At 31.5% G+C, this 13,894-nt stretch carries 12 protein-coding genes; all 12 read left to right on the top strand.

Translation table 11 applies throughout. The annotated features are described in order from the left end of the window. Positions 1 to 29: 29 nt before the first annotated feature. The 12 genes from J4P91_RS08875 (at position 30) to J4P91_RS08930 (ending at position 13,859) form a co-directional block, all read left to right on the top strand. Positions 30 to 797, top strand: coding sequence for a tyrosine-protein phosphatase (locus J4P91_RS08875; RefSeq protein ID WP_207993697.1), 768 nt, complete (start codon positions 30 to 32; stop codon positions 795 to 797). A gap of 230 nt (positions 798 to 1,027) precedes the next feature. Continuing rightward, the gene (galU, locus tag J4P91_RS08880) at positions 1,028 to 1,909 is read left to right on the top strand and encodes a UTP--glucose-1-phosphate uridylyltransferase GalU (protein ID WP_207993699.1); all 882 of its coding nucleotides are present in this window, start codon (positions 1,028 to 1,030) and stop codon (positions 1,907 to 1,909) included. A 19-nt stretch (positions 1,910 to 1,928) separates the two neighbouring features. Then, entirely contained in the window at positions 1,929 to 2,609 is a 681-nt protein-coding gene (locus J4P91_RS08885; protein ID WP_207993700.1) for a sugar transferase, read from the top strand. Positions 2,610 to 2,644: 35 nt separating this feature from the next. Next, positions 2,645 to 3,883, top strand: coding sequence for a UDP-N-acetyl-D-mannosamine dehydrogenase (gene wecC, locus J4P91_RS08890; protein ID WP_207993702.1), 1,239 nt, complete (start codon positions 2,645 to 2,647; stop codon positions 3,881 to 3,883). Between the two features lie 181 nt (positions 3,884 to 4,064). Further along, positions 4,065 to 5,282 carry an O-antigen ligase family protein gene (locus tag J4P91_RS08895; protein ID WP_207993704.1) on the top strand — a complete coding sequence of 406 codons (1,218 nt, stop codon included), beginning with the start codon at positions 4,065 to 4,067 and terminating at the stop codon, positions 5,280 to 5,282. A 355-nt stretch (positions 5,283 to 5,637) separates the two neighbouring features. Then, the gene (locus tag J4P91_RS08900) at positions 5,638 to 6,696 is read left to right on the top strand and encodes a glycosyltransferase family 4 protein (RefSeq protein ID WP_207993706.1); all 1,059 of its coding nucleotides are present in this window, start codon (positions 5,638 to 5,640) and stop codon (positions 6,694 to 6,696) included. A 19-nt stretch (positions 6,697 to 6,715) separates the two neighbouring features. Beyond that, positions 6,716 to 8,257 carry a murein biosynthesis integral membrane protein MurJ gene (gene murJ, locus J4P91_RS08905; protein ID WP_207993708.1) on the top strand — a complete coding sequence of 514 codons (1,542 nt, stop codon included), beginning with the start codon at positions 6,716 to 6,718 and terminating at the stop codon, positions 8,255 to 8,257. 87 nt (positions 8,258 to 8,344) lie between these two features. Then, complete coding sequence (locus J4P91_RS08910) at positions 8,345 to 8,701, top strand: LbetaH domain-containing protein (protein WP_207993709.1); 357 nt, start codon at positions 8,345 to 8,347, stop codon at positions 8,699 to 8,701. Positions 8,702 to 8,730: 29 nt separating this feature from the next. Next, the gene (locus J4P91_RS08915) at positions 8,731 to 10,644 is read left to right on the top strand and encodes an alginate lyase family protein (RefSeq protein ID WP_207993710.1); all 1,914 of its coding nucleotides are present in this window, start codon (positions 8,731 to 8,733) and stop codon (positions 10,642 to 10,644) included. A 4-nt stretch (positions 10,645 to 10,648) separates the two neighbouring features. Continuing rightward, on the top strand, positions 10,649 to 11,389 hold the full coding sequence (locus J4P91_RS08920; RefSeq protein WP_207993712.1) for a WecB/TagA/CpsF family glycosyltransferase: 741 nt from the start codon (positions 10,649 to 10,651) through the stop codon (positions 11,387 to 11,389). Between the two features lie 41 nt (positions 11,390 to 11,430). Continuing rightward, a complete protein-coding gene (locus J4P91_RS08925; protein WP_207993714.1) occupies positions 11,431 to 12,774 on the top strand; it encodes a phenylacetate--CoA ligase family protein in 1,344 nt (447 codons plus the stop codon). Beyond that, complete coding sequence (locus J4P91_RS08930; protein ID WP_207993716.1) at positions 12,771 to 13,859, top strand: NAD/NADP octopine/nopaline dehydrogenase family protein; 1,089 nt, start codon at positions 12,771 to 12,773, stop codon at positions 13,857 to 13,859. Before J4P91_RS08925 ends, J4P91_RS08930 begins: the two co-directional genes overlap by 4 nt. The last annotated feature ends 35 nt before the right edge of the window (positions 13,860 to 13,894 follow it).

A 13,894-nucleotide genomic window follows, 5' to 3' on the forward strand; every position in this document is an offset into this window, starting at 1 on the left:
AAAAATAGATGAAGAGAGGATGTATGAGAATGATTGATTTACATTGTCATATTTTGCCTAGTATCGATGACGGGGCACAATCAATCGAAGATAGTATTGCTATGGCAAAGGCGGCATGTGAAGAAGGGATTCATACAATCGTTGCCACTCCCCATCATCAAAATGGTGTTTATATCAATCCAGCAGAAAGCATTCTTTATCAGGTAAAGCAGTTAAATGAAAGATTGAAAGAAGAAGAAATCAATTTAACCGTTTTACCTGGTCAAGAAATCAGGTTATACGGAGAATTATTAGAAGACTACGAATTAGGACATACTCTTACATTAAATCGTACGGATAAATACATATTAATTGAATTTCCAGCAAATCATGTCCCGCGTTATGCAGAAAAAATGTTATATGAGCTGCGTGTGAAAGGAATCACGCCAATTATTGTACATCCAGAGCGAAATACAGAAATCATTGAACACCCGGATGTGTTGTATAAGCTCGTGAGTCAAGGGATGCTAACGCAAATTACCGCAGGAAGCATAACAGGAAAATTCGGAAAGAAAATAAAAAAATTCACATTACAACTCATTGAACATCATTTAGCGCACGTGATCGCATCAGATGCTCATAACATAACAACGCGCTCCTTTCACTTACAAGCCGCGTATGAAACAGTAGAAAAGACATTCGGGAGTTCTATGTGCTACTATTTCAAAGAAAATACATATGCACTAATAAGTGGGAAAATGATTTATCGAGAAGAGCCAGAGAAAATACGACGTAAAAAAATATTAGGTCTCTTTTGAAGAAAAAAACATTTAGGTGATGCCTCCTAACCAATATCAATGGAGACACTCGGCTATGCTGTGGGTAGAATATTTCTACCTTAGACACAATCGTTGTCAAAAGCATGGTGTGAGGTCGGGTTAGATGCCCGTTATTATTATAAATTTGCTAGAAGTTCAAGCTATATCTTTTATGGATGCAAGATATAGCTTGAACTTTTATTACATACAAATTTAGGGGGCTATAAAAGTTGAAACAAGTAAAAAAAGCGATTATTCCTGCAGCTGGACTGGGTACAAGATTTTTACCAGCGACGAAAGCAATGCCGAAAGAAATGTTACCAATCGTTGATAAACCAACGATTCAATACATTGTAGAAGAAGCTATTGCATCTGGAATTGAAGACATCATCATTGTAACGGGTAAAGGTAAGCGTGCAATTGAAGATCACTTTGATCACTCCTTTGAACTAGAACAAAACTTATTAGAAAAAGGGAAGTATGAAATGCTTGAAAAAGTACAAGCATCTTCCAAAATTAACATTCACTACATAAGGCAAAAAGAACCAAAAGGACTCGGACATGCAGTATGGTGTGCACGTAAATTTATTGGGAATGAGCCATTTGCGGTATTACTTGGTGATGATATTGTCCAGGCAGAGACGCCTTGTCTACGACAATTAATGGATCAATATGACACAACAAAATCATCAGTAATCGGTGTGCAAACTGTTCCAGAAAATGAAACACATCGCTACGGCATTATTGATCCGCTAGAACAAAAAGGACGTAGTTATCAGGTGAGCAGATTTGTGGAAAAACCAGCGCAAGGAACAGCGCCATCGAATTTAGCGATTATGGGACGCTACGTACTAACTCCAGAAATCTTCATGTTCTTAGAAGATCAACAAACAGGTGCCGGTGGAGAAATTCAACTGACAGATGCAATTCAACGATTAAATGAAATCCAACGTGTATTTGCATATGACTTCGAAGGAAAGCGTTATGACGTTGGGGAGAAGTTAGGGTTTATTCAGACGACAATTGAGATGGCACTTCAGCATGATGAGCTAAAAGACGAATTAATTAAATATATGAATGAACTTATACAAAAAGAAAATGTACATGTATAAAAGGTGAGGTGGGAGAGTATTGGCCTTAATGAAAGTATCAAGTGGAACTGTAAAAAAAGAAGGGTTACTTGCTGCTGAAGAGGTAAATCAAAGATGGTTGTATTTATTTATGAAGCGCTTAATGGACATAGTAGGAGCACTATGTGGTCTTATTTTTCTTTCGCCTATTTTTCTTATCGTTGCACTACTCATTAAGTTGGAAGATCCAAAAGGTCCAACTTTTTTTAAACAAGTTCGTGTTGGGAAAAATGAAAAAGAATTTGGTATGTATAAATTTCGTTCAATGGTAACGGATGCAGAAGAGAAACTAAAAGACTTATTGGAACACAATGAAGTATCCGGTGCGATGTTTAAAATGAAGGATGACCCTCGCGTAACGAAGATTGGAAAGTTTATTCGTAAAACAAGCATCGATGAATTACCGCAATTATTAAATGTTTTAAAAGGTGAGATGAGTTTGGTTGGACCGCGTCCGCCGCTTCCAAGAGAAGTGAGGGAATATACTGCTTATGATAAGCAGAGATTACTTGTTACGCCTGGATGTACGGGGCTTTGGCAAGTGACGGAGAGAAATAGTGTTGGTTTTAAAGAGATGGTTGAGCTGGATTTAAAATATATCCAAAAACGAGGGGTTAGCTATGATTTGAAAATTATCTTTAAAACTATTCAAGTCATGATTAAATCTAATGGAGCATCTTAGTAGTTGAATTCATAGAAAAAGAGGTTGAACAAGCAATGGATAAAAAGATTTGCGTAATGGGATTAGGTTATATCGGTTTACCAACAGCAAGCCTACTTGCAACAAAAGGATTTCAAGTACATGGTGTAGATGTAAATGAAAAAGCAGTTGAAATGATTAGTAGCGGAAAAGTACATATTTATGAACCAGATTTAGATATTTTAGTAAAAGCAGCTGTACAGAGCGGAAAATTAAAGGCAGATACAGCTCCTGTAGAGGCTGATATTTTTATTTTAGCAGTACCAACACCATTTAAGGATGAGCATAAACCAGATTTAACGTATGTACAAGCTGCAGCAAAAACAATCGCACCTGTTGTAAAGAATGGGGATATTGTTATTCTTGAATCTACGAGTCCAATTGGAACAACTGAAAAAGTTGCTGAATGGATTTTAGAAGAGCGTCCAGATTTAACGACTTCTGAAGAACTGCATGGTGAAAAAGGAAGAATCTATGTTTCACATTGCCCGGAACGTGTACTACCTGGACATATCTTAAAAGAATTAGTAGAAAATGATCGTATTATTGGTGGTTTAGATCGTGAATCTACAAAACGTACAGTAGAATTTTATAAACAATTTGTAAAAGGTAAAATTCTTGATACAAATGCAAGAACAGCAGAAATGGCAAAGCTAACGGAGAACTCATTCCGCGATGTGAATATTGCATTTGCAAACGAATTATCATTAATATGTGATAAATTAAATATCAATGTTTGGGAACTTATTCGTTTGGCAAACCGTCATCCTCGTGTGAATATTTTACAACCAGGTCCTGGTGTTGGAGGACATTGTATTGCGGTTGATCCTTGGTTTATTGTGGATGCTGCTCCAGAAGAAGCAAAATTAATTCATACGGCGAGAAATGTGAATGATTATAAACCGATGTACGTGGTTGAAAAAGTAAAAGAAAAAGCAGATCGATTTAAAAATCCTGTTATTGCTTGCTTAGGATTATCGTTTAAAGCAAATATTGATGATTTACGTGAAAGTCCTGCTGTTGAAATTGTAGAGAAATTAGTTGAAATGGAAGTAGGATCTTTACGAATTGCGGAACCGCATATTAAAGAATTACCTCAATCATTAAATAGCAAAGAAATTGTACTTGTATCTACAGAGCAAGCGATTAGTGAGGCAGATATTGTTTTACTCTTAGTTGATCATGAAAGTTTTCAAGATATTGAGCATGATTTGTTAAAAGAAAAGGTAGTAGTAGATACTAGAGGTATACTGTGATTAGAATGGATGGATTTATTAAATGAATTCTATGAATTTATATGATAGAAAATTGATTTTTTTTCTTATAATTGTATGCTTTTTGGTTGGGATTATAAGTAGTTTATTATCTTGGGGAGCTTTACTTTTTTCATTTTTAATTTACTTACTTATTTTATGTGTAAGGGCCCCGCTAAAAGTAATGGTCGTAGTAATTGGTATATGGAGTATTTTACAGGGGTTTTTAGCTGCAATTAGTGTTGGGGGATATCCAGTTTCGCAGTTGTTTCCAGCTTTTTTATTACTAACTTTAAGTTTAGCTATAATTTTAAGAAATAAAAGTGATAATTATTTACTAAGTTTATCATTACTGTATCTTTTGATGGTGATTTGGAGCTTTATAGGGATTTTTTATAGTAAATATTTAGATGATGCTATCGTTTCTTATTTAAGACTATTTGTAGGTTGGTTACTTTTTTATTATTTTGCAACTACAATTACAAATAAAAAAAATAATGATATGTTATGTAAAATCTTGGTTATTTGTGGAGCTTTTTCTGGGATATTAACATGTATTGAGTTAATATTGTATGAAAAATTTGGGATAACAGCTATTGCTGGCTTTAGCATAGTTAGTGAATACTATGGAGGGGTCTATAGACCTAGTGGTGGTTTTGGTGGTCCAGTTGCTAGTGCAATATCACTTTTTCCTTTGTATATAATGTCTGTATATAAGTACAGTAATACTAAAAATAAAGTATATTTAATAACGAGCCTTTCTATAGTAATTGGAATATGTTCTACGTTAACAAGAACAGTAATTATAGCTTTAATTATCACGATTTTGTTACAAGCTGTTTATTATTCTTGGAAAAAGAGATCGTTTATTCCATTGTTAGGAACACTATTTGCGGCATTAATAGTATTATGTGGAGTACTGACCTTTGCCGGGGATATAGTTGCGGAAAGAACTGTTGATTTTGTTGATACCTCCAGTTCTGATACTTTCGGAGGCGGAAGATTAGGTATTTGGTATAGTATTGTGGAAGGGATCAAGGTTGAAGGGACTTGGATTCAAAATATTATAGGCTATGGTATAAGTAATTCAAGATATTTTGTGTATAAGTATTCAATTTTTGGTCTGGAGGATTATACTCATAATGACTATTTAGACACATTTTTATCTAATGGTTTAATTGGTTTAGCATTATTATTAGTGTTTATTATAAGGATTAATTATTTATTGTTTAGAACTAAAAAATATAGATTTACTTTATTTTTTGCTATCCCAGTATTGGTTCATGTAACAGTAATTATGATGATTTCTAACACGCAGTATTCAGCAGGACCTAGATGGATATTTTTAATTGCTTTGGTTTACATGTTAAAAGAAATACAATTTAATAAAGAGGCAGATTAATTTTTATACATCCCTCATGTTAGTGAGGGATGTACTTTTTTACATGAAAACTGCTCATAAAAGAAGAGGAATTTTTTGAGTAATTATATAATTTCTAGTGGATTTTAACTTGAAAAGTATTTTAACTTAGAATGTTTTGTATATGTGTAGTTATTTATCTGAAAGCTATAATAGGAAAAGATCCTTTAATCAGATTGCAATTTACTATATATAGGCAATCTAATAAACTATATCTATCTGTCACTGATAATCTCGCTATCTTTATTAAAGAGGAGATAAGTATATTTCAGTATTATAATTTGAAAGATAGATTTATAATAAAGAACCTTTTAATAGAAGAGGAGATTTTATATTAATGAGTAGTAAAAAAGATATTATTATGATTGGTCCTTCCCCATTTAATAGGGGAGGTATTTCTTCTGTAATTCAATCTCTGTTAGAATTGGATAGTATTTCTAATAGGGCGTTTCTTGTATCTTCATATACGGAAGGAAATAAATTTCAAAAGGTTTTAGCTTTCTTGAGAGGAATAGTCCAATGTTTATTTATATTGATTTTTAATAGGCAGGTAAAAATAATGCATATTCATACTGCTTCTCGAGGGAGCTTCTTTCGTAAAAGAATATTTGTCAAAATGGGTAAATGGTTTGGAAAAAAAATCATATTACATATGCATGGTGCGGAATTTATGATTTTTTACCAAGAGAGTAATGAAAATACAAGAAATAAAATACAAAAAACGTTAGAAACAGTAGATGTAATTATAACACTTTCCCAAAAATGGAAATCGGATATTGATACTATTACAAATAACTCTAATGTGATGGTGATATATAATGCTATCAATAGTTCAAAATTTAATCTATCGGAACTTAATGAACTAAATATTTTGTTTATGGGAAGAGTTGGAACTAGAAAAGGAATTTATGATTTAGTGGATATAATGCCAGAAATTTCAAAGGAATATCCGAATGTTAAATTACATATTGCTGGCGATGGGGACTTAGTAACTTTAAATAAAAAGATTGAAGAATTCAATCTCAATAAGAATACTCAAATCCATGGTTGGATTGATTATAATCAGAAAATGAAGCTTTTAGAAGAATCATCTATATTTATATTACCCTCTTATAATGAGGGATTACCGGTATCAATTCTTGAAGCAATGGCTGCGGGTTTGCCTGTTATTTCCACTAATATTGGTGGGATTCCTGAACAAATAATCAATGGTCTTAATGGCTTTATTATTAAGCCAGGAGATAAAAAATGTTTATTAACACATATTAAATATTTGTTGCAGGATAATAATATAAGGCAGGAGTTTGGGAAGGAAGCGAGGCATAAGGTAGAAGAATCTTTTAGCTTAAATGTAATAGGAAAAGAAATATCTAGTGTTTATGAAAGTTTAATTTAGTTTTTAGAAAGAGGATTTTATGAAGAGTACATTTATAAAAAGTACATTAATTGTAATAATATTTACATTCCTTAGTAAGATTTCTGGATTCGGTGTAGATACGCTATTAGCATATACATATGGTCCTTCTTTTTATAGTGATCTTTATGTTTTTCTTATTTCTATAGTGACTCTTATATTTATTTCAGTAGGGGGGGCTGTAAGCACAACCTTTAGCCCCATACTTTCAGAGTTAATAGTTAAAGGTTCAAGAAAAGAACAGAATAAGTTTATTAGTAATACATTAAATGTATTTATATTATTGTTAATATGTATGTGTTTAATGTGTTTTTTCTTTGCTAAACAGATCATAGAAGTATTAGCACCAGGGTTTGTTACAAATTATTCTATACCTCAATTGAAGATTGCCATAAACTCCGTTAAGATGACGTCGTTTATCTTGATTTTAATAGGGATTCAAAGTATCCTAGTTGGCGTATTAAATTGTTATAAAAGCTTTAGAGCAGCTTCAAGTGTTAGCATCTATAGCAATATAACGTTAATCATTTTTCTTTTCTTCTTTCATAATAAATTAGGCCAATATGGAATCGTGTATGCGATAGCGATAGGTTATTTTATTTCTATCATTTCGTTATTACCATTTATAAAAAAAACAGGTTTTAAGTATGAATGGTTTTTATCGTTTGAAGATAAAAAATTTAGAGAGATGTGTAAAAGAGTAGGTCCCGTCTTTTTAGGTTCCTCAGTGTTACAGATTAATTTGATAATCGATAGTATGTTAGCAAGTACAATAGGATCTGGGGCGTTGTCGATATTAAATTATGCTTCTAAGTTAAATGTTCTAATAACACATGTAATTGGATTGGCAATTGCAACAGTTGCATTTCCTACATTATCAGAACTGGCAGCACGTAAAAATACAGTAGAGTTCACGAATGTATTAAAAAGAGTAGTTAATATGACTTGTATTATTATTGTTCCAGTTACACTAATAATAGTCTCGTTGAAGGAACCTATTATTAGTATATTGTTCGAAAGAGGCCAATTTAAACATGAAGATACTGTTAAAACAGCTGAGATTTTATTCTTCTATAGTCCTGCTATGATATTTATTACACTAAGAGAAGTCTATAATAGAGCTTTTTATTCATTATATGATACTAAAACACCAATGATGATTTCTATTTTTGGAGTAATAATTAATATAGGATTAAAGCTTTTACTATTAAAATATCTTTCATTGGCAGGGATAGCATTGGCAACATCTATCAGTGTTGTACTGGTTACAATATTACAAATGTTTTATTTGAAAAAGAAAGAAATATTTTTGACTGGTGTTATCAATGTTTTTCTGAAAATCCTTATAATAGGATTAATAATGTATATGTTGGTAGGGTATTCGTATTCTTTTCTTAGTAGTTGGCTAGCCTTCAATACAATTGGAAAAATAGTTAATATGACTATTAGTTCGATAATAGGCATACTTATATATGTGGCTAGTTTGGTTCTATTTAAAATACTGAATATTAAAGATTTTAAATTATATTTTAAAAGAAATTAATAAAAAGAACGAGGGATATTTATTTTATTAAGAATATTGTTAAAAATCAGGGGAGTTAAAGGTCTAAGAACAGTCAGTTATTATTTAATGAAAATAATTGGTTTAGAAATACCTAAGAGTGTAAAAATAGGAAATAATGTTCGATTTGAGCACTGGGGATATGGTGTTGTTCTACATCCAAATACAATTATAGAAGATAATGTAAAAATATATCAAGGTGTAACAACGGGTAGGGCTGACATATATAATTCTTTTGAAAATAGTAATATGGAAAAAATAGTTATAAAAGATGGAGCTATTTTATGTGCAGGCTGTAAGATTATTTGTAAAGATGGAGTTTTAGAAATCGGAAGGGATACTATCATTGGTGCTAATGCAGTTTTGTTAGCTAGTACAGGCCCAAATGAAGTCTGGGGAGGAATACCAGCTAAAAAGTTAAAATGATAATAAAAGACTGTAGAGGATGAATGAAAATGAAAAAACTTAGTTGGTATTGTAATAGACTAAAAGCAATGTCACCTGCTGAAATTCCATATAGGTGTATTCAATTATCTAAGAAGCGATATGGGAAACTAAGATATAGTGGTAATATCTCAGTTCTAGATTTGAAAAATAATCTTAATTTATCTGATACAGGTATCAATGAAGTTAATAAGAGGTTAGAGCTTCTATATTATAAGGAGTTTTCTAATCCTATTTCTAATGAGGACACTTATAAAGTATTTAATGAAAGTATAAATATACTTAAAGAGATAGACTGGCATAAAGGATCGAATGGCTCACAGTGGAATTCTGAAAGTTTTTCTACAGATATAGCGTTCCGAAATTCTGATAAGGGAGAAATTCGATATACATGGGAGGTAAATAGACATTTATTTTTCCCACAGTTAGCCCTTTTATACAAAAAAACAGGAGAAGAAAAGTATTTACATGCTCTAGAAAAACATTTTTATGATTGGATCGAAAAGAATCCATTTTATAAAGGTGTTAATTGGTCATCCGCTATGGAAATAGCTATTAGAGCATATCAATGGATACTGACCTATGCTGTTTTAAAGGAAGAGAAATCAAAGTTTACCAAAGACTTATTAGTTGGAACTATTAATTCAATAAATTATGTTATGAATAATTTATCAAAATACTCTTCTGCAAATAATCATTTAATTTTAGAAGTAGCAATAGGTTCGATTATAGGGTTTATTGTAGAACCTATTTATACACAAAGTTGGTTCAAACAAGGATATAGTATTTTAGATAAGGAAATCCCTAAGCAAGTATATGATGATGGAGTGAATAAAGAACAAGCAGTCCATTATCATGCTTTTGTATTGGATATGTTACTCCAATATAATTTGATCCTTCGAAAAAAGGGAGATTCTCCATTACATGAGTTAACATTACATAAAATGGTTGAATTTTTAGGTTATTTATATAAAGGTGGATCTGTCTCTGAAATAGGCGATAGTGATGATGCAAAGATTATTTGCTTTGGTGGGTATACAAACTACTATAAATATTTATTACAGTTAGCTTCTTTTTATTTTAAAAAGGAGTTTATTTTGTTAGAGAAAATATATCCTGAGATTGAATTTTTACTAGGGGATATACAACAAATTAGATTAGAAAAATTTCCATATAAGAAAATAGCTTTATTTAAAGAGGGCGGGTATTCTATCGTCAATTGTAGAGAAGCATTTTTAATTTTTGATACGGGTACTTTAGGATTTGGTGGAATTGCTGCACATGGTCATGCAGATGCATTAAGCATTGTATATCATCATAAAAATAAACCAGTGTTAGTAGACCCAGGTACATATATTTACAATATAGAATCTAAATGGAGAGATTATTTTAGAAGCACGAGTACACACAATACTTTAAGTTTGTTAGGAAAGAATCAATCTGAAATTCAAGGTCCTTTCTTATGGGGGAAAAAAGCTCATGCTACTTTACAGAAGTTTGAGGAGTTTGAAGAGGGAGTACTATTAGTAGGACAACAGGATGGTTATAACCCCTCTATTCATAAAAGAGGGGTCTATTACTTGGAGAAACATGATTTATTAATAATTGCAGATCAATTTAATGAAGAGGCAAATATAAATTATACGTTTGATCCTCTTGTTCAAGTGAAACAACAAACGTCAAATAGAGTAGTAATTAATAATGAATTATATGTACATACCACATCTAGTCTACAAATTGTAGAAAAGTATGTATCACAGAAATTCATGGAAAAAGTTAAATCTTCAGGGTTATTAATAAAACATGATTTCCTAAAGAATCCAGTGCATTATACTGTTATTTCACCATCTTCATTTGAAATTCATGATAATAGGATAAAAATAAATACTGAAGAGATAAATCTACAGAAAATATTAGGAGAGTAATACGTTGAATACAGTAAAATTATTTAATTGTGATGTTGCCTGTTTAAATTTAAATGAAACATTAGAACAAATAGAGCGGGTTATTAATACTAAAAGTTATACTCAACATGTTGTAATTAATGCGGGAAAAGTAGTTTTAATGCAGGATAATGAGGAACTTAGAAAAATTGTTCAAGGATGTAAATTTACAAATGCAGATGGCCAATCAATTGTATGGGCAGCAAAACTTTTAGGGAAACCGCTTCCTGAGCGAGTTACTGGTATAGATATTATGGAAGAACTCGTTAAAAAGTCAGCTGAAAAAGGTTATAGAATATTCTTCTTTGGAGCAAAAGAAGAAGTAGTTACGAAAACAGTAGAACATTACCAGGCATTTTATCCTGACCTACAGGTAGCAGGGTATAGAAATGGCTATTTTAAAGAAGCTGAAGAGCAAGAAGTAGTAGCACAAATTAAAAACTCCAAAGCGGATATTTTATTTGTTGCATTCAGTTCGCCTGCTAAAGAATATTTTTTAAATAAATATGGGCCAGATCTAAACACTCCTTTTTGTATGGGAGTAGGGGGAAGTTTTGACGTAGTAGCTGGTGTTACAGAAAGAGCTCCTTTATGGATGCAAAAATCTGGGCTTGAATGGTTTTATAGGTTTATTCAAGAACCAAGGCGTATGTGGAAAAGATATCTTATAGGAAATTCTAGATTCTTATTGTTACTATTGAAAGAATGGAAAAACAAAGGTAGATAGAGAATAAGTCAGACTTTATAGAAGGGTAGGTGACTTACTAAATGATAAGTCAAATAAAAAACAACAAATTTTTATACTCAACAATTATAAAAATAACAAATCGAATACCAAAAAAGTTTTTTTATCCCAAGAGCTATTTTGAGGTTCAAGATTTATTGAAGAGACAAGATAACGGAGATCATTTAGCAAGTATTCTTAATAAAAAGTTAGCAGGTATCTTAAAAGAATCATTACAAAATGTTCCCTTTTATAAAGAACTAAATTTGGATATACCGATATCAGGAATCGATGCTAGTAATGCTCAAGAGGTACTTCGTAAATTCCCTATTATTTCAAAAAATACTGTCATGAAACAGCCAGAAAAATTTTTAAATCAAAAGTTTACAAACCAAAAGCTAATCACTAGAACAAGTGGTGGTTCCACGGGACGAGGAATTAAAGTTTGTAATACTTTAGAGGAAATATTAATTGAGAGAGCTTTTTATGACTATGAATGGGGAAAGTTTGGGTATAAGCCTACGTCAAAAGTGGTTAGAATTGGAGCGGATGGTATAAAAAAAGAATCGGACTCACCGTTTAGTTATCAAGGAGACAGACTTTTAATTTCACCTTATCATTTGAATAAAAAATGGATTGAGAGTATTTATGAACAAGTTAAGAATTTTAATGTGGAATATTTTCATGCATATCCGTCTTCTTTGATGTATTTATTGCAATATATGAATGAAGAACAGTTAGACTTGAAAAGTTTAAAAGGAATATTTATTGCTTCGGAGTATGTTGATAAATCAATTTTAATTTTAATAAAACAAATATTCGGTGAAAGAGTCGGAATTAATTTTGGCTATGGTCTCACTGAGAGAACAAATTTGGCATGGGGTATACTTAAAGATACGACTATTAGTTATAAATGTGAAAAAGTATATGGCTTTAGTGAAAATTATATTCGCGAAGATGGTTATAAAGAGCTAGTAGGTACATCGTATTGGAATTATGTAATGCCCTTAATTCGATATAGAACGGAGGATTTAGGGGAAATTGAAAATGGGTATATAAAGAACTTAGAAGGAAGAGCCCAAGAGTTCCTAGTAACAAAAACAGGTGCCAAAATACCAGGTTTTTCTATATCAATTGATCAATTTGTATGGAAATATGTTGAAGTATTTCAGGTTGTTCAAAATGAAGCAGGGAAAATCGAGTTTCATATCTTTAAAAAGGATAATTATAATTCTGATATTGAAGAGAAAATTATGGAATCACAAAAAGAAAAATGGGGAGAATTTTTTGATATCCGTATTAAGTATATATCTGAAGTACACAAAACCAAATCTGGTAAGACAAAACTTATAATTAATAATCTAAATAAAGGTGTGGAAAAGATATGAGAATAACTGTAGTTGGAGCTGGTAATGGTGGATCAGCAGTTGCGGCTGATTTAACTCTTAAGGGTCATGAAGTTACTTTATTGAAAACATCTAAAGGTATTCACAATGAGCATTTTGCTACTATATTAAATAATGGATATAGAATTTCATTAATTAGAAATGGTGTTAAGAAAATTGCACAACTAAAGTTGATTACTACAGATTTTCAAACAGCTTTTAAGGATAGTGAATTAGCAATTATTTTTATTCAGACCAACTATCATGAAGAAGTAGCAAAAAGAATTGCGCCGTACTTAACGGATCAAATAGTAATGCTACAACCAGGGTATTTGGGTACTATGTATTTTAAAAAATATAATCATTCAACAGCAATTAGTTATGTAGAAGCGGAAAGTTCTCCAATAGATTGTCGAATAACTAAGCCAGGTGAAGTTACTGTTTTATTTGAGAATGTAAAAAATCCTGTTGGGGTATATCCTTCTAACAGATTGAAGGAAGTTTTATCAAAACTAAGTACTTTAGGATATAATTTTGAAGGAATAAATTCTATTATTGAAAGTGCTCTTCATAATCCCAATTTAATAGTACATACGCTTGGAGCAATAATGAGTATCCCACGTATTGAATATACAAATGGTGATTATTGGATGTATAGGGAAGTTTTTACGCCGTCTGTATGGAATTTAGTAGAGGGGCTTGATGGTGAAAAAATGCAGATTTTAGAACTGTTAGGCTTACCTCGTTTACCTTATGTAGAAGCATGTAAAAAAAGAAACTCTACTAATTTAAGTGAAGATGCTAAAGATGTATTTTTTGATTATGCACACAATCATTCACCTAAGGGACCGGATGAAGTACAGTCTAGATATATTACAGAAGATGTACCAGAGGGATTAGTATTATTGGAATCGTTAGGAGAGTACTTTAATATTCCAACACCTGTATGTACATCTTTAATTCATCTAGCTTCAAGTGCCTTAAAAATTGATTTTAGAGCTAATGGAAGAACTATTCAAAAATTAGGTGAAAACGAGTTTAAAGAATTATTAAGTGAACATAAGGAAGTACATTTGGCTAATGTATAAATATATTAAAATTTTTAAGAGAATTAAATTTAAAC

It is taken from the genome of Bacillus sp. XF8 (assembly GCF_017498755.1).
GTDB lineage: Bacteria > Bacillota > Bacilli > Bacillales > Bacillaceae_G > Bacillus_A > Bacillus_A bingmayongensis.

Bases quoted from the DNA above. Each gene is read 5' to 3' on its own strand.
- J4P91_RS08875 (WP_207993697.1), top strand. From the start codon at position 30: ATGATTGATTTACATTGTCATATTTTGCCTAGTATCGATGACGGGGCA.
- wecC (WP_207993702.1), top strand. From the start codon at position 2,645: ATGGATAAAAAGATTTGCGTAATGGGATTAGGTTATATCGGTTTACCA.
- J4P91_RS08895 (WP_207993704.1), top strand. From the start codon at position 4,065: ATGGTCGTAGTAATTGGTATATGGAGTATTTTACAGGGGTTTTTAGCT.
- J4P91_RS08900 (WP_207993706.1), top strand. From the start codon at position 5,638: ATGAGTAGTAAAAAAGATATTATTATGATTGGTCCTTCCCCATTTAAT.
- murJ (WP_207993708.1), top strand. From the start codon at position 6,716: ATGAAGAGTACATTTATAAAAAGTACATTAATTGTAATAATATTTACA.
- J4P91_RS08910 (WP_207993709.1), top strand. From the start codon at position 8,345: ATGAAAATAATTGGTTTAGAAATACCTAAGAGTGTAAAAATAGGAAAT.
- J4P91_RS08915 (WP_207993710.1), top strand. From the start codon at position 8,731: ATGAAAAAACTTAGTTGGTATTGTAATAGACTAAAAGCAATGTCACCT.
- J4P91_RS08925 (WP_207993714.1), top strand. From the start codon at position 11,431: ATGATAAGTCAAATAAAAAACAACAAATTTTTATACTCAACAATTATA.
- J4P91_RS08930 (WP_207993716.1), top strand. From the start codon at position 12,771: ATGAGAATAACTGTAGTTGGAGCTGGTAATGGTGGATCAGCAGTTGCG.